The following is a 19,702-nucleotide window of genomic DNA, read 5'->3' on the forward strand; positions in this document are numbered from 1 at the left end:
AACTATACCTCATTGCGGCCAAGGGGTGAGTCCGTCAAACCAAGCGAAAACCACCTTTAAATTGAGAGAATCGAAAATAGTCAAGCGTGGATAAAGAGCAAAAACCCACCAATTAATTTAGATACCCTATATATATTGGTCGAAAGAGTCGGCAAAGCGCCAAATTCCGCCAAAAACTAGCGGCATTTGCTGAGCGTATCTCTGTGTGGGGGCGCCGTCGGCGACCAAAATATATTGGTCGCCGACGGCACCCCCACACATGTTCATACTCACAAAAAGCGCACACAAATGTTCGCGCTATGAAAACGTGGTCATTCACCTCTTATCACACAGGATTGCGCACTCTTTTGCAATCGATGTCAATCGACCGAGCTGCACAAACAATCCGTTTCGATCAACCGATCAGAGTCTCATAATCCACCTATATACATCATTTGCAAACGTGGGCGAAAAATAAACGGAACTATCTTGCTGTCAGCACAACACAGTCTTCTTTACATATTGCAAATAGTAAGTTTCATTAAACATTCACATCTTGCAAACGATTTCATTTTGCGCTATAGTGTAATCATTCTTGTCGTGCATCCAAAGACGCACTGCACGAACCGGAATCGCCTTGAACGGATACCTAAGAAGAAAGAAAGCAATATGCCAGATGCAACTTCAACCGCGCGCCGCGAAGAGAGCGCCGAGCGCCTCGCCCGCCCGCTGATTCAACTCGCCAAAGCATGGGGCGTCGCCACCTGCTACATCGACCAGCTGGGCACCTACGTCGAGATTCGCGACGAAGTGCTCGTTTCGGTGCTGCGCGCGCTCGGCGTCGACGCGTCCACCCCAGAACTCATTGCCGACGCGCTCGAGCAGCGCCGCAGCGCAGACCACGAGCTGCTCGTGGCGCCCACCGTCGTCAAGTTCCTCGGCACGCCGGCGCGCGCGCAGCTGCGCACCAAGCACGGCGAGCCGCGCGTCACGCTCAAGCTCGAAGACGGCAGCGACGCGAACGCCGCGGTCAAGCTGGTGTTCAGCGAGCACGATGGCGACGTTGACGTGTATGAACTCGACATCGACGACGAGCTCGCCATCGGCTACCACACGCTGCATGTGGTCGACGGCGAGCGCGAAGCCACTGCAACGCTCATCTGCGCTCCGGCTTCGATTCCGGTGCCGCAGCCAGAGCAGAAGCGCTGGGGCTGGATGGCGCAGATGTATTCGGTTCGTTCGCCGCAGTCGTGGGGCGTCGGTGATTACGAGGATCTGCGCGAACTGCTGCGCGGTGCTGCCGAGAGCGGCGCGGACTTCATGCTGATCAATCCGGTGCACGCCACCGCTCCGGTGAGCCCGCTCGAGCCGTCGCCGTATTCGCCGATGTCGCGCCGCTTCCTCAACGCCACCTATATTCGCCCGCAGAGCATCCCTGAGTTCAACGAGCTCTCGCAGAAAGACATGATCACCGTCAAGGAGCTGCACGAAGAAGTCGCTGCAGATAATTATGACTCCGCGCCGATGGACATCAACGCCGCTTGGCAGGCGAAGCGCAAGGCGCTGCGCATCATCTTCGACCAGCCGCGTTCCGCCGAACGTCAGGCCGCGTTCGAAGCGTTCAAGAAGGAGTCGGGCAGCGATCTCGACACGTGGGCGCTGTGGAGCGTGGCGTTCGAAGAGCTCGGCGAGCCGTGGGTCGAGGACTCCTGGTTCTACACCGAGGCTCGCAACAGCGCGCGCATCACCGCTCTGCGCGAGGAGCACGCCGACTTGTATGAGTTCGCATGCTGGCTGCAGTGGATTGCCGAAGATCAGATCGAAGCGGCACAGCGCACGGCTCTCGATGCAGGCATGTCGCTCGGCTTGATGCAAGACATGGCCGTTGGCGTGCACTCGTTCGGCGCCGACGTGTGGGGCAACCCAGAGCGCTTCGCCGTCGGCTCCGTCACCGTTGGCTGCCCGCCTGACTTCTACAACCAGCAGGGGCAGGATTGGGGTCAGCCGCCGCTCAACCCGAATTATCTCGAAGCCACCGGCTACCAGATGTACCGCGAGATGGTGGGGCACATGTTCGCCCACGCCGGTGCAATCCGCATCGACCACATTCTCGGACTCTTCCGCTTGTGGTGGATTCCGGCTGGCGAAGGTGCGAAGGGCGGCGCGTACGTTGCCTACAACTACGAGGCGATGATCGCCGTGCTCAGCATCGAGGCCACGCGCGCGCATGGCATGGTGATCGGCGAAGACCTCGGCACTGTGCCCGAATATGTGAGCAAGGTGCTCGCCGACCACGGTCTGCTCGGCACCACCGTCGAATGGTTCGCACGCGTCGACAACTCGCCGAACGCCGGCGACCCGTATGCGATGCCGCAAACGTACCGCAAGTTCTCGCTGTCGTCGGTCACGACGCACGATCTGCCGCCGACCGCCGGCTATTTGATGCTCGAGCAGGTCAAGCTGCGCGAGAAGCTCGGACTGCTCAGCGAGCCGGTAGAGGAGTTCCGCGAGTCCTGCCTGAACGAACGCAAGGCCATGCTCGACCTGCTGGTGAGCGGCGGCTGGCTTTCGCAGGAGGCCGCCGATGACGTGCCGAACAATCTGCAGACGATCGTCGAGGCGATGCATGCGATGCTCACCGATGCGCCGTCGCTGCTGCTGCAGGCCGCTCTCGTCGACGGCGTTGGCGAAGAACGCGCGCAGAACCAGCCGGGCACGTCGACCGAATACCCGAACTGGCGTATTCCGCTCGCCGACGAGCATCGCAAGGTCGTGATGACCGAAGACGTGTTCAAGTCGCCGCGCGTGCAGTCGCTCGCCGCAATCATGAACCGCATCAACAGATAGAATTTAGCTAAATTAGTAGCGGTGTGGGCTTGTTCGAAGCTTGTATCTTGTAAGCTTCGAACAAGCCCACACCATTCTCTGAACATATGCGATCGCTAGCGCAAAGATTCGACACGATGCTGCAGGGAAACAGTCATCTTGTCCATGTTCCCGATCATCTCGATTGAACTCTTAAGCGTGCGAGCAAGTGGACGCAGAGACGGATAAAAAGCACTAATTAGAGTAAACTGCGCTGGAAGTACCCTAATGCTCTCTGACATTTGGAATGAATTATGCCAACCTTGCAGCATTTGAGCAATCAAATCGATCTGATCATTACGCTCTGCTGACGAAGAAATCTCCTTTATGCCTGTTACCCATACTTGAAGAGCGGCATAGATTACTTCCCAATTATTCGAGATTTGAGCCGATGCATCATCAACGGTTTTCAAAGCTGGCTTAAGCTCCTCAGAGAGTTCCTGCGCCCATCGCGAGTGTTCCTCCATCGTTCTGCTTTCCGGGATTGGATGGCGATTAACAATTTCTGCCACAGTATTCAGCCCTTGACCATACTTCTCTAGCGCAATGTTTAAGTCCGTCCCTGACTGTTTCATTTTCAAGATCTGATCAAGAATTCCCTCCTCACCGCCATCAGATTTATCATCATTTTTTGTGTATCTTGTTGCGCAGAGGCTGTTGTCTCATCCATCGTTTTAATTACACGAGTCAGTCTGTCTGTTATTCGTATCACTTCTTTCTCGCGTTCAGTTGGCGACAGAAGTCGAAGGTCTCTCACAACCAAGTGTTGTGACGCATGCACAATCTTCCACACAGGATCATCTTGAGACAAGCCACTCACACCATCAATGTTTTGTATGATCAGCGGCAATATTTTTTATTCGGATCATTGCCGATGTGATTGTAAAAATCAAGCAGTTCTTTTCTGCATGCTGCACTCTGAAGATATCGTGGAGTCACTGCGGGAATAATAATATTTGACATACCGACCGCCTGATCTAAGGCATTTTGCCAATCATCACCCCAGTTAAGGCTTTCGCTATCGATAAAGAGCCGCACGGTCTTCGCGTTCTTATATTCAAATTCAGATTGTATATCTTTGAGTAATTGGACTATCCCGCCATTAAGGTGGTCATTATCAGCGTGACGATAGCTTAAAAATATATTTGCTGCCGGCATTTGCATCTCTTCCTCTTCCTGAACCTCTTTGGCATTACTTTGAGATTCCAGCACAAGACTCTGCTGATAAGCATTGGAGAATTGCAACGCATTCCCCGAATTCCCCTCGGTCTCATCTTCAATGAAACCTTTTTCATCCCACAGAGCTGACACAGGAAGAGCAAACATCCTTTCACCAAACTTCAGGATCTTGTCTCCCGTGTAAATCACATATCCACGTTTCATATTCTTATGTTCGGCCAAAGCTGCAATACCAGCAAAATCTTCCCTCTTCACCTTCTGATTGGACTTCACCTCTATCGCTACAACTTCATCATCGTGGACAAGAACCAAATCAACTTCCTTCGGGGTCCTGCCCGGCTCCCTCCAATAGAAAGCATCTGGCCTACGCTCAGACCACTGGATTTCGGGGACAATCTGATTAACCACAAAGGATTCGAAAAGTTCTCCAAAAATCACGGGATCGTCGCGGAAATCCTTTCCACTCCGTTTAAGCATTTCTGCACTTATCGAGGTGTCAATAGGGTGTATTTTTGCGCGAGTAAAAGTCTGCCTACTCGGCGCAGTCCGCAGGTTAGGCAAGGCGATCAAAAGAAAACGCCTCATAAGAATACTGATGTACCTTTCAACTGTCACCGCAGTCGACCTAATGGTGTCGCTAATACGTTTGACATTAAGAATTCCGCCTGGAACGGTAAGCAGTTCTTTTAAAACAGCTTCACCGATAGCACGATCAAACCTTTCATCAGGAAGAATCGTATCGCCAAGCACACTATCTAAATCAGCTTGAACAGATTGACGGATCTGATTATCTGTCATCGCGGCACCGTTCAAAGCATATGAGGGAAACCCGCCTATTTGCATCATACGAGATAGGTCTGCACGGCTCAACTGCGAAACATAGTCCACATCGGGCGTCCCCTCCCATAGCAGATCGACAATACTTTTCTGAGTATTTCGTAGAAGCTCACGCTGCGTCATTGGAGAAAGCGTGTATCTCAAAGAGCGACGCGTCAATGGGTCTTGCCCGTCAAGTCCTTCTCGTGTAATCGACGCAGAGCCCGTAAGCACAAATAATGGCGTCCGCCCAGAGGAATCATCCACGATCCCCTTCACCGCTAACGGCAAATCTGGAATGCGCTGAGCCTCATCGATTACACAAGGTAATGATAGGGAAGAAAGCCATTCTTCAAGATGAGCCGAAGCATATCGATATGTAGAATCCTCGGCAAGAGATACATAGTGGAATGAAGAAAGCTGCCTCTTTGCCAGCAGCGTTTTACCTACAGCGCGTGCGCCCTCTAAAATAGCTACCTTACGCGGGCAATTTTGTACATATTTCGCAAGCGGTCGTTGGACGTATACGGTGCCATCAAAATCATTCATGTAATTTAATATACACCTATGTAAAACTTTACATATCTTATATGTCAATATTTACATATGAAGTATATAAAGATCGTATGCCTCGAAGTTTTCATAAAGATATACAAAACGTTGTTCTATCTGCCAAAACGACCCACCAAGATATATGTCTCTTTTGCAGTATGAATAAGCCGCAAAAGAGAACCTACTTGCGCGGTAGCTGGTCGCGCGTGAAATACTCCCCCGACGAGGCAGATTGCGCGGGCGGAGTCGGCTGCGCTTCGTTCGCCGGCTCGGTTGCTGAATCAGCGCGCGTGTATTTGCGCAGCGCATACTCGAGAATCGGCACGTGCAGCGCGAGCATGCAGCCGTAACCGAGCACGACGAGCAGGAAGAGCCCCTGCGGCATCACAAACCATGCACCCACAAGCAGTGCGATGAACAGCGCGTCGATCGCCACCATAGCGAGCGTAGCCGGGAAATACACAACGCCGAAAATATATGCGTTGCGCAGCGTGCCGCCGAGCGTGTTCTCAAAGCGCGCCTGCAAGTAGAACGACCATTCGAATCCGATGAGCCACACGATGCTGAACGCGATCTTCGGCACGAGCAGTGGCGTGATCTGCAGCACGATCCACGAGTAGATGAGTCCGGCGCCGTGACGCCGAAAATAAGCCACAGCAGCGTAGACTTCGCGAAATTCTCGCGGAATGCCGCGAAATAATTGCGCGTCACCGTGCCCTGCCCGCTCTGCGACTTGCGCAGCGCGGTCTGCCCGGCGCTCAGCGCGGCGCCAACGGTCACGATGGGCAGCGAAGTGACGATCATCAGAATATTCACCCAAATCGCATCGGTCAGGTTGGTCCAACCTTCCATGAATTTGGAATCAGGAGACAGGAATTTCATACGGCAACTCTTTCGTCAGATAGTTCGAATCTACCGGCTGCGCACGATTATCAGCTAGTGCTGCGTGCAATTTCGTGCAGAATGATCACGTATAACAAAGGGCGGCCTTCGCAGACCGCCCTTCGCTGAAATGAGAGAAATGAAGAGAAGAATTACTTAAGATCAGCCCTTCACTGCACCTGCCATAACACCCTTGACGATGTACTTCTGGCAGAGCAGGTAGAAGACGATGATCGGGATGATGGCGAGCACGAGGCAGGCCATCATAGCGCCCATATCGACCGAGCCGTAGCCGCCCTTGAGGTACTGGATGGCGACCGAAATCGTCTTGTACTTGCCAAGGTCGAGCGTCAGGTATGGAAGCAGGTAGTCGTTCCAGACCCACATGGCTTCGAGGATCGCCACTGAGATGATCGATGGCTTCATGATCGGCACAACCACCTGGAAGAAGATGCGAGGCACGGAAGCACCGTCGATCATTGCGGATTCCTCAAGTGACTGCGGGATGCCCTTGACCACGCCGGTGAAAATGAACACCGCGAGGCCAGCGCCGAAGCCCAGGTAGATGAAGCACAGACCCCATGGGGTGTTGAGCTTGAGCATGTCGGCGAGCTTGGAGAGCGTGAACATGACCATCTGGAAAGGCACGATCATGTTGAACAGGAACAGGGTGTACAGCAGCTTCGCGGCCCAGTTGTTGACGCGCACGATCCACCATGCGCACATCGAGGTGCACAGCAGGATCAGGCAGACGGAGCCGACGGTGATCAGCGCCGTCCAGCCGAAGCTGGCGAAGAAGTTCGTGGTTTCAATGCCGCGCCTGTAGTTCTCGAGGCCGACGAAGGTGTCGCCCACCGGGAACGCGAACGCATTGCTGGAAATGTATGCTTTGCCTTTGAAGGAGTTGATCAGCACAAGGAAGATCGGGAACACCCAGGCAATGGAGATCATCGAGAAGAAGATCGTCCACCAAACGCCGTGCTTTGGTTTGTCTTGCATCACGCATCAACCTCCCTGGAAGTGGTGAGCTTGTTCTGAATGAGGGCCACAACCGCCACCAGAATGAAGAACAGAACGGCCTTTGCCTGACCGACGCCTTCCCAGCCGATGCGCCCGTAGAATGTACGAGTAATGTTGAGCGCCAAACCTTCAGACATGTTCTGAGGAGCGCCGTTGGTGAGTGCGAGGTTCTGATCGTAGAGCTTGAAGCCGTTGGTCACGGTCAGGAACGAGCACACGGTGATGCTTGGCATCATGAGCGGAATGATGATGCGGAACATGATCTGGCGGCCGCTTGCGCCATCGACCTGCGCTGCTTCGAGCACGTCGGTCGGCAGCGACTGCATGCCGGCGATGTAGATGATCATCATGTAGCCGATTTGCTGCCAGCACACGAGTATCACAAGACCCCAGAAGCCGTATGTTCCTGAATAGGTCAGCGAGCGGGACCAGTGTGCGAGAATGCCGTTGAGCAGCAGCATCCAGATGTAGCCCAGAATAATACCGCCGATGAGGTTCGGCATGAAGAACACCGAGCGGAACAGGTTAGATCCGCGAATCGACTTGGTGAGCATGTATGCAATGGCGAATGCCACCACGTTGATGACGATGGTCGTGACGATGGTCAGCAACGTGGAGAAACCAAGTGCGTGCAGGAACTCTTTGTCTTTGAGTGCGCGCGCATAGTTCTTGAAACCGATGAACTTCGCGTCGGTCACCGTGGTGAACGAGCAGAAGCTCAGGTAGACGCCGTAAATAAACGGCACTAAGAATCCAATAACAAATGCGACGAAGGTCGGTAGCACAAATAGCGCCCACCACCGCCGTATAGCTTTACCAGCCATGCTGATCATAGCATGCCTACTTTCTCCTCTTTGAGTGCCCGACTCCGCTGTCAGGATCTCTTTCCTTCTGATCTCGTTCACAGCGTTGCAAACGATTTCATAACTGCATCAGTACTCAAGATAGCAGTTGATCGTGTTCTTGTCAAACGTTTGCAGTTTCGTCGTGTTGCTTTCTTCACTCATTTTTCATAAATATTTAGTTTTGCTGAGTTTTCAGCAAAAAGGTTATCTCATGATGTAGACTTGATATTGAAAACGTTTGCGCAAAATATACGCAAATGCTAGCTATTCACCAGACATGAGGGTCGGCGGCACGCTACGGCGCGTCCCGCCGCCGTAGCAAAGGCAAGCACATGAGTACCAGTATTCAAGACGTCGCCAAGGCGGCGCATGTCTCCATTTCAACGGTCTCGCGTTCGTTTACCCGGCCGGAACTCGTGTCTGAGGCCACACGCGAAAAAGTTCTGCGCATTGCAGACGAACTCAATTTCTCAACGTCACGTTCTGCCGCCGCACTGAAAACCGGCCGCTCGATGCGCGTCGCGCTGCTGATGAGCGATCATATTCGCCTGTGGTTCTCGGCATCGGTGATTGAAGGACTCAATCAGGTGCTGCACGCTGAGGGATACGACATTTCGATTTTTCAGATCTCCAGTATCGAGGAACGCCACGAATTCTTCGAAATGCTGCCCGTGCGCCGCAATGCAGACGCTGTGATCGTCGCGTCGTTCGACGCCGATGAAGCTGAGATCGCGCAGTTGTCGAGCGCCGGCGTGCCGATCGTCGGCATCAATTCGGTTATGCCGCGCGAACTCGGCTTCACCGCTGCCATCAATATCGACGACGAGCAGGGTTCCATTCTCGCAGCGCGCCACCTGATTTCGCTCGGGCACCGCGACATCGCGTATGTGCGCACGAATCGCGACGTGTCGCTGCACTTCTCGGTGCAGCAGCGTTTCGACGCGTTCATGGAGTGCTGCGCGCATTCGGGCATCTCACCCACGGTCATCGAAGCACCTGAAGGCCCCGACCGCATTCGCCGCGTGCTCACCAAGCTGATGAGTCTCGAGCACATGCCGACCGCCATCGCCTGCCAGGAAGATGGCATCGCAGTGCCGCTGATCTTCCAGCTTGAGCGCAGTGGATTCGATGTGCCCGGCGACATTTCGGTTATCGGCTACGACAACAGCTTCTATGCCGACGATATTGGCTTGACGACGATCGCGCAGGATCCTATTGCAATGGCTCGCAAAGCTGCCAAGATGACGATTGAGCTCATCGACGGCGAGCGCCCGGATCACCTGTTCGACGTGGTGCCCGCAGAGCTTATCGTGCGCTCGAGTACTGCCAAGTGCCCTACCGAGTAATCCCTATTCTGTATTTGTATTTTGCTGGCGGGATATAAAACTCAGATACTCGCAAGTATGACGAACTAGAAAACCGCTATTTTCCAACGAAAATAGATTTCGTGTACTTGGTAAGTTGAGAGGTTTATATCCCGCCAGCAAATTTGTTGTTTGCGGAGACCAACTCCACAAACAACCACACTGAACGGCACAAAACAACACAGAAAAGTAGTGGCCCACCGCATCTCTGCGGTGGGCCACTACTTGTTATGAGCCCCTCGTGGAAGAAGGAGACGAAAGACTCAAGAATTCATTCACTGGTTGGCGTGAGCGTTCTCGTACTCAGTTGCCCAGTTGTCGACGAACGCCTTCACAACGTCGTCCCAAGAGCCGGTGCCCTGTGCGTAGGCGAGCATCGCCTGGCCGAGCACGTTCTTGTATTCTTCGGACGGCATCATCGAGAAGTCCCAAGCAACCTGGGTGAGCTTCTTGTTCTGGATGCTCTCGTTGGCGTCGGCGATCAGCGGGTTCGTGGTCTTGACGTCGTTGAAGGTGGAGAACGGAGTGGTGAAGCCCATGTCTTCGCTCAGCGACTTCTTGCCTTCGTCAGAGGTGATGACCCACTCGAGGAAGTCCTGGGAAGCCTTCTGGTCGGCTTCGGAGGCCTTCGAGTTGACGCACCAGTAGTTCTCGGAACCGGTTGCGAGGCCTTCGGTCGCGTCGTCAACGCCGATGTAGATCGGCAGCATGCCGACGGAGGAATCCTTCATGCCGGCCTTCTCGAGGTCAGACCATGCCCAGGTGCCGTTCTGGTAGAACGCAGCCTTGCCAAGGGCGAACTCCGAGCTTGCGTCATCGCCGGTCTTCGAGCTCAGCTGCGAAGGTTCGGTCGTGGAATCCTTGAGATACAGGTCGAAGATGTTCTTGAAGTTATCCATGTACATGTTCTTGATCGTCGCCGGAGGAGTGGTGACGTTATCCTTCTTGAACTGGTAGTACAGCGGGATGTTTGCAAGGTGGGTCTTGAAGCGCCAGTCGGAGCTGGAGTCGAAACCGGCCGAGGTGAATGCACCCTGGATGCGAGCTCGGACTTGTGCGCCTGCATGTCGTCGGCGACTTCCTTGAGCTTGTCGAAGGAGTTGATCTCGGAGGCTTCCTTGATCTTCGCGCCGCTCAGTGCGGTGTACTTCGCCAGAAGATCCTTGTTGTAGATGATGCCGTAGGACTCAATCACATACGGCACACCGGCAACCTTGTCGCCGTCCTTGAGCGCGAGGCTCTGGGCGTTCATGTCTTTGTAGATCGTGGAGTTCGAAAGGTCAGCGGTGTAGTCCTTCCAGCTCTGGTAGCCAACCGGGCCGTTGACCTGGAAGATCGTCGGAGCTTCGCTCTTCGCGAGTTCGGACTTCAGCGTCTGCTCGTAGGTGTTCGATGCAGCGGTCTGCACCTTCACCTTGACGCCGGTCTTCTCGGTGTAGGTCTTGGCCAGTGCCGTCCACTGATCTGCCGCTTCCGGCTTGAAGTTCAGGAAGTAGACGCTGCCCTTGCCGTCGTCGGAGCTGGAGCTGCCGCCGCACGCTGCCAATCCACCGAGAGACATCGCGGCGATTGCCACCAGACCCACTGTTGTTTTCAATGTACGATTCATCTTCGAACCTTTCCTCAGTTCTCTCTCAGTCTTATGTCTGAGATTTTCCGTAAGCCGCGCCTTCGCAGCTCCATCAGCACATTCATTATGCATCATTTATTCGCAAATTGCAAACGTAGGCAGATAATTCATTCACAAAATCATTTCAAACGGCACGAGAAATACTAAGTAACCTTGATTTTCAACGTTTTTATTACTTACTAGTACTTTGCATGCGTTTGCGCGAAACACGGAATATCCGCGTTTCGCGCAGCAAAGAAATTCTGCAAATGCACATGTACCGTGCGCGATGATATGAGATAGAATATGAACCGATTTTGTTTCTTTTGGCAAGAAAAGAGTTCCGATGACAGCAAACAACATGCATGACGATTGGTGGAAGCAAGCCGTCGTCTATCAGGTCTACCCGCGCAGTTTCCGCGACGCCAACGGCGACGGTCTCGGAGACATCGCCGGCATCACCACGCAGGTGCCGTACCTCAAGAACCTTGGCGTCGACGCCATTTGGCTCTCCCCGTTCTACCCGTCCGAGCTCGCGGACGGCGGCTACGACGTGATCGATTACCGCAACGTCGACCCGCGCCTCGGCACACTCGCCGACTTCGACGGGCTCGTCGCCGCGCTGCACAACAACGGTATGAAAATCGTCGTCGACATCGTGCCGAACCACACGTCGAACATGCACGAGTGGTTCCAGGCGGCGCTCAACGCGAGCGCAGGTTCGCCGGAACGCGCGCGCTACATCTTCCGCGAAGGGCGCGGCGAGCACGGCGAACTGCCTCCGAACGACTGGCAGTCCATCTTCGGCGGCCCGGCTTGGGAACGCGTGAGCGACGGCCAGTGGTATCTGCACCTGTTCACCAAGGAGCAGCCGGATCTCAACTGGAAGAACCCCGAGGTGCACGAAGACTTCAAGAAGACGTTGCGCTTCTGGTCCGACCGCGGCGTGGACGGCTTCCGCATCGACGTGGCACATGGCTTGGCGAAGGATCTCGACAGCAAGCCGCTCGATAGCTTGGACGCGAACTGGGTGTTCAACACCGACAACCGCAACGGCGACAATCCGCTGTGGGATCGCGCTGAGGTGCACGACATCTACCGCGAGTGGAACGCCGTGTTCAACGAATATTCGCCGGCTCGCTTCGCCGTTGGAGAGGCGTGGGTGATTCCCGAGCACCAGCACCTGTACGCTCGCGAAGACGAGCTCGGCCAGGTGTTCAACTTCGAGTTCGCGAAGGCGAACTGGACTGCCGACGCGTTCCACGCCGCCATTGAAGACGGCATGCGCTCCGCACACGACTCCGCATCGACAACCACGTGGGTGATGAGCAATCACGACGTGGTGCGCCACGCAAGCCGCTACGGACTGCCGCAAGTGCCGACGACCGGCTACCACGAGCTGCCTAACGACTGGCTGCTGCGCAACGGCTCCACCTACATCGAAGATCGCGAGCTCGGCGCGCACCGCTCACGTGCCGCGATTCTTATGGAACTTGGACTCCCCGGCTCCGTTTACGTGTATCAAGGCGAAGAGCTTGGCCTGCCTGAAGTGGCAAATATTCCGTGGGATCACCTCGAAGACCCTGTGGCGTTCAATTCCGACCACCAGTTCGCGCAGAAGGGTCGCGATGGCTGCCGCGTGCCGCTTCCGTGGACGGCCGCCGACAAGCCACAGCCCGCCAGCTGGGACCCGCTTTTCGGCACTGGCGCTTCCTTCGGCTTCTCGTCGCCGCGCGCAGACGGTTCCGCTCCCGCAGACCCGCATCTGCCGCAGCCACTGTGGTACGAACACTACGCCGCTGACGTTGAGGAGCTCGATGAGAAGTCGATGCTCAATCTCTACAAGCGTGCTCTGGCGTTCCGTCAGGAGCATTTGACTCCGAGTGCCGACACCGACTCCATCACTTGGATGCCGGCGAGCGCGTTCGGCGCACATGACGCTCAGGTAGTCGCGTACACTCGCCCAGCCGTCGGCGAAGGCGATCACACCTTCGCGTGCATCGTCAACTTCGGTCCGGATCCAATTGATCTGCCCGCCGGCACGATCGCGCTGAGTTCGCTACCCATCGAAGGCAGCATGCTCCCCGCAGATACGGCAGTCTGGATGCTCCTCGACTAATTCCCTCGCCTAATTCACACGCGAGATATAGCTGATTGTGGGTGGCGTGCTGTATGCATCAGCGCGCCACCCACAACTGTTTCAGCCCACTGCATATTTGCATATCCTGCAATTATCACGTCGCGAACTAGCCAAATACCAGCCACACAATAATCGTCACGTTATGTCTAATTGGAAAATACGCGCGTTATTTGTAAAATGCGCACTCTACTTGGAAAATAATCCAGTTTTTCTCTCAAAAAGCGACTTATTTTCCAACTAACGCGCGCAAACTCCAAATAGCGCGCAATACGACGACAGTCGCAGAGACCTTGCGACTACAGATTCCAGTTGTAGATCACGTGATCGCCCTTGTAGATGCCGAGCACGCAGAAGTGCGCGGTGTCCAGGTGCAGGTTGCGGCCGAACTGCGGCGGAAGTCCCAGCCACTGCGACGTGAGAATGCGCAGAATGTGTGCATGCGCGACGAGCAGCACATCCTGCCCGTCAAGCAACGCTGGCATCGCCTGCGCGATCACTTCACGAGTGCGAGCGGCGGCGTCTTCGATCGGTTCGCCCTCGCCGTTGACCACGGTGACGCTCGTACCGTCGTCGAACATCTCTACGCGCGTGCCGCCAAGTTCGCTGTTGATCACGCGCGGACCGTCGTTCCACACGTTCCACTCGAATCCGAGCGCGTCGTTCAACTGTTCGCGTGTGCGACCTTCGGCGCGACCGTAATCCCACTCCTCGAGATTCGTGGTCTCCTGATGCTTGGAGAATCCCGCGAGTTCGGCAGTCTCAACCGCGCGCTTCAAATCACTCGTATAAATATTCTCCGGCCGGAACCCATTGGGAAAGGCCGTGTGCAGGCGAACGCCGGCATCGACGGCTTGTGCGCGGCCGACGGTGGTCAGCGGAATATTTGTTCGGCCTGTGTATTGGCCAGACTCACTCCACACCGTCTGCCCATGACGCAACAACACCAACTTTCCAATATGTTCCACGACAACACCGTCTTTTCTATAGGGAACGAAAACCTAGCAATCTACTCTACCGCGTCGCGCGCGATCTGACCACCTGCGCGCTGCTGATGCGCCGCCTGCACGCCACCGCCCCTGCGCTACACTGTAGACATGGCAAAGAAGAAGTTGAACGCGGCCCCAGATCTTTCGGTGGGAGCTGCACCAGTTGGCAGCGCCTCGAGCACCTCGCATAGTGGCGCGCACGCGGGCGCACACAATGATTTCGACAGCACTGCGAAAAGCACAGTGAAGAAAATCAACGATGTCGATGCGAAGATCACCGAGCTGCGCAAGCAACGTATGCGAGACCCAGACACACTGGGAGACAAAGCCTTCAAGATGGCGCTTCCTGCAGTAACGGGCATGGTTGCGGGCAAACTGTTCCAAACGGTGTGGGATTCCACGACGAAGAGGATTCACCCGAGCCCGGCCGATGACGAGAAGGATCGCCAGAACGGACTGCTCATGAGCGTGCTGTTCGCCGCCGCCTCCGCCGCGTTCGGCACTGTGGTGACGCGCTATTCCGACAAACTGTCGCAATCTATTGTCAGCGCGCTGCAGCGCAAGCGTAAGTAATCTGCGCGAATTTTGCTGGTGGGGATATAAAACTCAGCTACTGCCAAGTATCCGCAATTTATTTTCGTTGGAAAATAGCCGTTTTCTAGTTCGGTATACCTGCACGTCAGCGAGTTTTATATCCCCACCAGCAAAATGCAGCAAGCTGAGTGGCTATTTTGCTTGCAAACTTTTGGCGAGCTGGTAATAATACGTGTATGGCACAAATTATTCATAATGACACTGTTGACGTTCTGCTCAATCGCGTTTCCGTTCGCGCCTACACAGGCGAGGAAATCGAACCGGACGTGCTCAATACCATCGAACAAGCGGCTCAAAACACCGCGTCGAGCCAATATCTCAACGATTGGTCGGTTATTCGTATCACCAATCCAGCTGTAAAACTGAGATTGCGCGCATCTGCACACAGGACTACATTGCCAACGCCACTGTGCTCTATGTTTTCGTGCTCGACGAATATCGCAACGCGCTGATTGCGGAAAGCGAGGGCGTAGACACGTCATCACCAGAGTTCACGCTGAAGAACAGCTACCGTTTCTCGCAGGCTCAGAATGACGCTGTTCTCGCTCTGCACGCAATGGAGACTGCGGCTGAGTCGTTCGGACTGGGCACCGTTATTCTCGGCTCTATCTTCGGCAATGTCGACGAACTGATCAAGCTGCTTGAGCTGCCTAAGTACACGTATCCGGTACTCGGACTCGCACTCGGCAAGCCAGACCATCTGCCAGCGCCGAAGCCGCGTCTGCCACGCAATATTCAGTTCTTCGACAACACGTATGACGCGAATCCCGAGCATATTCGCGCAGGAATCGATCAGTACAACGCCGAGGTACGCGATTATTACGCGACCCGCGGCAAGGAGCTTTCTGACAAGGCATATTCCGATATGACCACGAAGAAGGCCATCGCCACAGATCCGCTGAGCAAGGGCTTCGATCACGCCAAACAGCAGGGCTTCGATCTCGAGCGCTGATTTTGCAGCTGTGCTGTTACTGCTGGCGAGCGCGCTGGCTCCTGACTATGGCGAGCGCCTTGTAGCAACATGCTTAGCTGAGTTTTCTCAGGGGCGGGCTTTTCGCGATACTGATCGCGGGAAGCTCGCCCTTTTGCATAGTGCCGTCCCCCTACACCGCCCTTGTGCTGAGCAAGGCACAGTAAACGGCAATTTCCGCGCACACGCAGCAGTTACTTTCTGCTTATTGCACGCAAACAATCCCATACATGCACGCCAAGCAGATTCTTCCTGCTCACTGCACGCGAACGACCTTCCTCGCGTGCAGTGAGCAGCTCCTTCATGTTGGGAGCACGCGAGCGCTCTTCCTTGCACGCTCTCAACAGAATCCTCCTGCTCAGTGCGCGTAAACAAGCCTCTTCGACTGCAACTAACAGCCTCATTCTGCTCACTGCACGTAAGCACAATTCCCCGCGCACAGCCAACAGAATCCTCCTGCTATCTGTGCACAAAAAGACCCCTCCGGCTGCAACCAACAGCAATCTCCTGCTCGATGCACGCAAGCAAGCCGCTTCGCGCACACATAACAGATCCATCCTGCTCTCTGCACGCAAAATAGTCCCCTACACTGCATACAACAGCTTTATTCTGTTAGGCGCACGCTAACGGGTCTCTTCAACTGCCACCAGCAGATTCTTTCTGTTGAATGCACACGAGGAAACTCCCCCGACAGCAAACAACAACACACTTCTGCTGACTGCACACAAACGACCATCCTTGCGTGCACACAACAGCTTTTCCTGTTATCTGCACGCAAACGAGCTTCTTCAACTGCCACCAGCAGATTCACTCTGTTAACTGCACAAGAGCGGGCCTCTTCGTGCACGAATAACAGTTTCCTTCTGCGCAATGCACGCTAGCGAGTCTGTACATGTGCATCTAACAGCTTTATTCTGTTAGGCGCACGCTAACGAGCCTCTTCGACCGCCAATAGCAGATTCATTCTGCTCAGCGCACGTATGTGCAACTCCCCCACGTGCAGCCAACAGAATCCTCCTGCTATCTGTGCATGAGAAGACCCCTCCAGCTGTACCCAACAGCTTCATTCTGCTAGGTGCACGCGAAGGAGGCCAGCCACGTGCTCTCAGCAGCTGCTTCCTGTCAGTTGCACGCAAGCAGGCCTCTTCACGCACACGCAACAGCTTTCTCCTGCCAACTGCGCGCGAGGGAACTTCCCCATCTGCAAACAGCAGCTTATTCCTGCGAAATGCACGCGGACGATCCTCCTCGCGTGCAGCCAACAGCTTTCTTCTGTTACATGCACCGCAAGGAGTCTGCTCATGTGCACTCAGCATCTCGATTCTGCTCACTGCGCGTGAGCGAGCTTCTTCGTGCACGAATAACAGTTTCCTATTGCTCAATGCACGCAAGAGCTCTCTTCATGTGTAAACTCAGCGATGGCGAGGTTTGAAGCCCTTTTTGCGTGAATATGGTTTCTGTGAGCGTTTGAAGTGACCCGTGGCTTGGTTAAGCGCGGGGTCACGGTGCGTCAAGTGCCATGTGCCGCAGTATTCGCACCGATATACCCATAACTCCACGCCGCGCTCGATACGGCTTTGCTCAGCAGCTTGCCACGCGGTTTGCCGATCATGGTACATGATCTTGTTCGTGGTCTCGCAACGTTTCGGCGTGAAGTAATGCATACGGCCAATTCTAAGCACATGTTGCGCGCAACGTATTGTTAGGAGCGCAATCCAATCTTGTGACGAGCTTCGTTCACGAACGCGCGTGCATTGGCAAGTATTGCGCAGAAAATGCATATGCACACAATGACGAGAGCAATATTGCCGCCCTGCTTCGTCGCCAGCATATAGCTGCTTGAACCGGGCTGCCCGTGATTCGCCTGCGCAACAGACAGCGCGAGCGCCATAACCGTCGTGCCGACTGCACCACCGAGCTGTTGCAATGTGTTGAATATGGCGTTGCCGTCAGCGTGCAGTGTGCTCGGAATCACAGCAAGTCCAGAAGTCATCGTGTTCGGGAAGCTCACCGAGAAGCCGGCCATATATGCGATGTAGCCCAGGCAGCGAATCCAAATATTCACATTGCCGGGAATGATCAGCATAATAATCATGCCGAGCAGAGCGACTGAAGAGCCGATCATAATCGGGCGAATCGCGCCGAAGCGGTCGAGCAGCCTGCCACCCACAGGAGCCAGCACAGCACCCAGCAGCGAGCCGGGGAGAATGAGCAGGCCAGCGGTCAGCGAGCTCGTGCCGTAACCGAGCTGCGCCATGTTGGTGATCAGGTATGTCAGACCGATCGTCACAGTTTCGAGCAACACATATGCGAGCAGATGCCAGCGGAACGGCACTGTGCGCAGCACGTCGAGGCGGAGCAGCGGCTGCTTGGAGCGCAGACAGAGGCGCGTAAATGCGACGAGGGCGATGACGCAGAGCACGACCAAGCCAACCAGTGTCCAAGTTTCACGTGCAACGTCTGGCGAGCCACTCAGTTGCGCACTGAGCAGTGCGCCGATGCGATCCAGTGCCAGCACGAAGCTTGCGAATGCAAGTGCCAGGCATGCGAGTTGCAGTGCCTGGAAGTGGATGCGTTCGATGCGGTGGCGCGTTTCGATTGCGTAATTACCGAGGAAGAACGCGACGAGCAGCACGGGCAGCATTGCAGCGAAGATCCAGTGCCAATCCATGAATTCAACGGCGACGCCGCCGACCGTCGGACCAAGAGCCGGAGCCACAGCGCATACCATGTTCGCAAAGCCCATCAGCAAACCGAGGGACTGACGAGGTGACTGCTCAAGCACAATATTGAACATCAGCGGCAGCGCGAGCCCCGTGCCAACGCCCTGAATGAGACGAGCGCACATCAGCATCGGGAAATTCACGGAGAGCGCGGCAACTGTGAGGCCGATCGCGCACAATGTGATCGCAATATAGAACGTGGTTTTATTAGTGAACCGCTTATTGAAGAACGACGACACCGTAATAACCACGGAAACCATCAGCAAATAGCCGGTTGTGAGCCATTGCACAGTGGCAGTTTCCACGTGGAACTGCTGCATGAGAATTGGGCACAGCACATTCGTCATCGTCTCTGTCAGAATGCCCACAAATGCCATGAGTCCCACGGCAACAATTGACAGAATCAGTTTTCGCGTGATTTTATGCGGAAATTGGTCGATCGAATATGCCTCGGCGGGAGCGCTGTTCTGTGCGCTGTTTGACGACTTGCTGGACGGAGTAGATGTTTCTTGTGAAACAGTTGCTGTTTTAGTAGAAGAATTATTGTTGTGCTGAGTTGATTTATTCATATTGTTCGGCGCGGTATTCTGCTGGATATTTTCTTAGTATTCTGCATATGCTGTTGCGCGGAGCGGGCATCATACTTGGGGTGTGCAGGTGGCTCAGAAAGCTCGGGAGGCGCCGTTTGAGCGGGAGTTGTGGTGGCCGATTGGTCGACTGCGTTAGTTGTGTTCTGCGAACTTGTGTGCTGCGTATCTGTACGCGGTGAAATTTCAGAGTTCTCGGAGCACGCGCGTCTCTCGTCGGAAGAGTGTAGCTTGTTCTGGGTCATTGAGTTGAACTGTTTCCAGTAAACCTTCCTTGGCCTGGATTCCGGTTTCGAGCTCGCAGGGTGCCAGGTGCTTTGCCAACTCACGTAAAAGCCCGCTTATTGAAGCGGGCATAGAACAAGCTTATCGCAACGCTGCGGTGCCAATTGATTAATATTCGTAACATTTGAGACGGCAAGTGACAGTAGCCGACGGTTCCAGATAGCAAGGGGCCCCGGATGGCTGTTGCCTTCCGGGGTCCCTCATCAACGTTGTGTTGCGGCGGTGTGCTACTCTCCCATGCCCTCTCAAGCATAGTACCATCGCCGTGCCAGGGCTTAGCTTCCGGGTTCGGAATGGGACCGGGCG

General features: G+C 54.8%; 12 protein-coding genes, 1 rRNA gene and 4 pseudogenes. 6 read left to right on the top strand and 11 right to left on the bottom strand.

Features of this window, described 5'->3' with window-relative positions:
• The first annotated feature begins 648 nt into the window (after positions 1 to 648).
• The gene (gene malQ / locus GSD1FS_RS09215) at positions 649 to 2,826 is read left to right on the top strand and encodes a 4-alpha-glucanotransferase (RefSeq protein ID WP_155589341.1); all 2,178 of its coding nucleotides are present in this window, start codon (positions 649 to 651) and stop codon (positions 2,824 to 2,826) included.
• Positions 2,827 to 2,921: 95 nt separating this feature from the next.
• Here malQ and GSD1FS_RS09220 read toward each other — a convergent pair whose 3' ends face one another.
• The 6 genes and pseudogenes from GSD1FS_RS09220 to GSD1FS_RS09240 form a co-directional block, all read right to left on the bottom strand.
• Entirely contained in the window at positions 2,922 to 3,425 is a 504-nt protein-coding gene (locus GSD1FS_RS09220) for a hypothetical protein (protein WP_155589342.1), read from the bottom strand.
• A gap of 259 nt (positions 3,426 to 3,684) precedes the next feature.
• A complete protein-coding gene (locus tag GSD1FS_RS10455) occupies positions 3,685 to 4,008 on the bottom strand; it encodes a toll/interleukin-1 receptor domain-containing protein (RefSeq protein WP_425481790.1) in 324 nt (107 codons plus the stop codon).
• A gap of 288 nt (positions 4,009 to 4,296) precedes the next feature.
• Positions 4,297 to 5,388, bottom strand: a pseudogene (locus tag GSD1FS_RS10460) (ATP-binding protein); the annotation flags it as partial.
• Positions 5,389 to 5,572: 184 nt separating this feature from the next.
• A pseudogene (locus GSD1FS_RS09230) lies at positions 5,573 to 6,273 on the bottom strand (YesL family protein).
• A gap of 162 nt (positions 6,274 to 6,435) precedes the next feature.
• A complete protein-coding gene (locus GSD1FS_RS09235) occupies positions 6,436 to 7,272 on the bottom strand; it encodes a carbohydrate ABC transporter permease (RefSeq protein ID WP_155589344.1) in 837 nt (278 codons plus the stop codon).
• Positions 7,272 to 8,126 carry a carbohydrate ABC transporter permease gene (locus tag GSD1FS_RS09240; protein WP_155589345.1) on the bottom strand — a complete coding sequence of 285 codons (855 nt, stop codon included), beginning with the start codon at positions 8,124 to 8,126 and terminating at the stop codon, positions 7,272 to 7,274. Before GSD1FS_RS09240 ends, GSD1FS_RS09235 begins: the two co-directional genes overlap by 1 nt.
• A 344-nt stretch (positions 8,127 to 8,470) precedes the next feature.
• Between GSD1FS_RS09240 and GSD1FS_RS09245 the strand changes: the two genes are divergently transcribed.
• Positions 8,471 to 9,484: a LacI family DNA-binding transcriptional regulator gene (locus GSD1FS_RS09245; protein WP_155589346.1), complete on the top strand. Its 1,014-nt coding sequence runs from the start codon at positions 8,471 to 8,473 to the stop codon at positions 9,482 to 9,484.
• 293 nt (positions 9,485 to 9,777) lie between these two features.
• Here GSD1FS_RS09245 and GSD1FS_RS09250 read toward each other — a convergent pair.
• Positions 9,778 to 11,111: pseudogene (locus GSD1FS_RS09250) on the bottom strand (ABC transporter substrate-binding protein).
• 346 nt (positions 11,112 to 11,457) lie between these two features.
• Between GSD1FS_RS09250 and GSD1FS_RS09255 the strand changes: the two are divergent.
• Positions 11,458 to 13,230, top strand: a complete 1,773-nt coding sequence (locus GSD1FS_RS09255; protein WP_155589347.1) for a glycoside hydrolase family 13 protein — start codon at positions 11,458 to 11,460, stop codon at positions 13,228 to 13,230.
• 317 nt (positions 13,231 to 13,547) lie between these two features.
• Here the strand turns inward: GSD1FS_RS09255 and GSD1FS_RS09260 are convergent, their stop codons facing one another.
• The gene (locus tag GSD1FS_RS09260; RefSeq protein WP_343030275.1) at positions 13,548 to 14,216 is read right to left on the bottom strand and encodes a histidine phosphatase family protein; all 669 of its coding nucleotides are present in this window, start codon (positions 14,214 to 14,216) and stop codon (positions 13,548 to 13,550) included.
• Positions 14,217 to 14,345: 129 nt separating this feature from the next.
• Between GSD1FS_RS09260 and GSD1FS_RS09265 the strand changes: the two genes are divergently transcribed.
• Both GSD1FS_RS09265 and GSD1FS_RS09270 read left to right on the top strand, forming a co-directional pair.
• Positions 14,346 to 14,810: a DUF4235 domain-containing protein gene (locus tag GSD1FS_RS09265; protein WP_155589348.1), complete on the top strand. Its 465-nt coding sequence runs from the start codon at positions 14,346 to 14,348 to the stop codon at positions 14,808 to 14,810.
• Positions 14,811 to 15,007: 197 nt separating this feature from the next.
• Positions 15,008 to 15,783: pseudogene (locus tag GSD1FS_RS09270) on the top strand (nitroreductase family protein).
• 1,430 nt (positions 15,784 to 17,213) lie between these two features.
• On the opposite strand, the gene GSD1FS_RS10085 reads toward GSD1FS_RS09270, so the two are convergent.
• The gene (locus GSD1FS_RS10085) at positions 17,214 to 17,465 is read right to left on the bottom strand and encodes a hypothetical protein (RefSeq protein ID WP_155589349.1); all 252 of its coding nucleotides are present in this window, start codon (positions 17,463 to 17,465) and stop codon (positions 17,214 to 17,216) included.
• Positions 17,466 to 17,503: 38 nt separating this feature from the next.
• Complete coding sequence (locus GSD1FS_RS09280; RefSeq protein ID WP_196425081.1) at positions 17,504 to 18,901, bottom strand: MFS transporter; 1,398 nt, start codon at positions 18,899 to 18,901, stop codon at positions 17,504 to 17,506.
• Between GSD1FS_RS09280 and GSD1FS_RS09550 the strand changes: the two genes are divergently transcribed.
• Positions 18,900 to 19,079: a hypothetical protein gene (locus tag GSD1FS_RS09550; RefSeq protein WP_196425082.1), complete on the top strand. Its 180-nt coding sequence runs from the start codon at positions 18,900 to 18,902 to the stop codon at positions 19,077 to 19,079. The two genes, GSD1FS_RS09280 and GSD1FS_RS09550, sit on opposite strands and share 2 nt — an antisense overlap.
• 531 nt (positions 19,080 to 19,610) lie before the next feature.
• Here GSD1FS_RS09550 and rrf read toward each other — a convergent pair.
• Positions 19,611 to 19,702 (bottom strand): 5S ribosomal RNA (rrf, locus tag GSD1FS_RS09285); the annotation flags it as partial.

Source organism: Bifidobacterium canis, assembly GCF_009727065.1.
Classification (GTDB): Bacteria; Actinomycetota; Actinomycetes; order Actinomycetales; family Bifidobacteriaceae; genus Bifidobacterium; species Bifidobacterium canis.

What these genes read in the sequence shown, in the direction of transcription:
- malQ (WP_155589341.1), top strand. Translation starts at nt 649, where the DNA reads ATGCCAGATGCAACTTCAACCGCGCGCCGCGAAGAGAGCGCCGAGCGC.
- GSD1FS_RS10455 (WP_425481790.1), bottom strand. Translation starts at nt 4,008, where the DNA reads ATGCAAATGCCGGCAGCAAATATATTTTTAAGCTATCGTCACGCTGAT.
- GSD1FS_RS09235 (WP_155589344.1), bottom strand. Translation starts at nt 7,272, where the DNA reads ATGCAAGACAAACCAAAGCACGGCGTTTGGTGGACGATCTTCTTCTCG.
- GSD1FS_RS09240 (WP_155589345.1), bottom strand. Translation starts at nt 8,126, where the DNA reads ATGATCAGCATGGCTGGTAAAGCTATACGGCGGTGGTGGGCGCTATTT.
- GSD1FS_RS09245 (WP_155589346.1), top strand. Translation starts at nt 8,471, where the DNA reads ATGAGTACCAGTATTCAAGACGTCGCCAAGGCGGCGCATGTCTCCATT.
- GSD1FS_RS09255 (WP_155589347.1), top strand. Translation starts at nt 11,458, where the DNA reads ATGACAGCAAACAACATGCATGACGATTGGTGGAAGCAAGCCGTCGTC.
- GSD1FS_RS09265 (WP_155589348.1), top strand. Translation starts at nt 14,346, where the DNA reads ATGGCAAAGAAGAAGTTGAACGCGGCCCCAGATCTTTCGGTGGGAGCT.
- GSD1FS_RS10085 (WP_155589349.1), bottom strand. Translation starts at nt 17,465, where the DNA reads ATGCATTACTTCACGCCGAAACGTTGCGAGACCACGAACAAGATCATG.
- GSD1FS_RS09550 (WP_196425082.1), top strand. Translation starts at nt 18,900, where the DNA reads ATGAGTCCCACGGCAACAATTGACAGAATCAGTTTTCGCGTGATTTTA.
- GSD1FS_RS09280 (WP_196425081.1), bottom strand. Translation starts at nt 18,901, where the DNA reads ATGGCATTTGTGGGCATTCTGACAGAGACGATGACGAATGTGCTGTGC.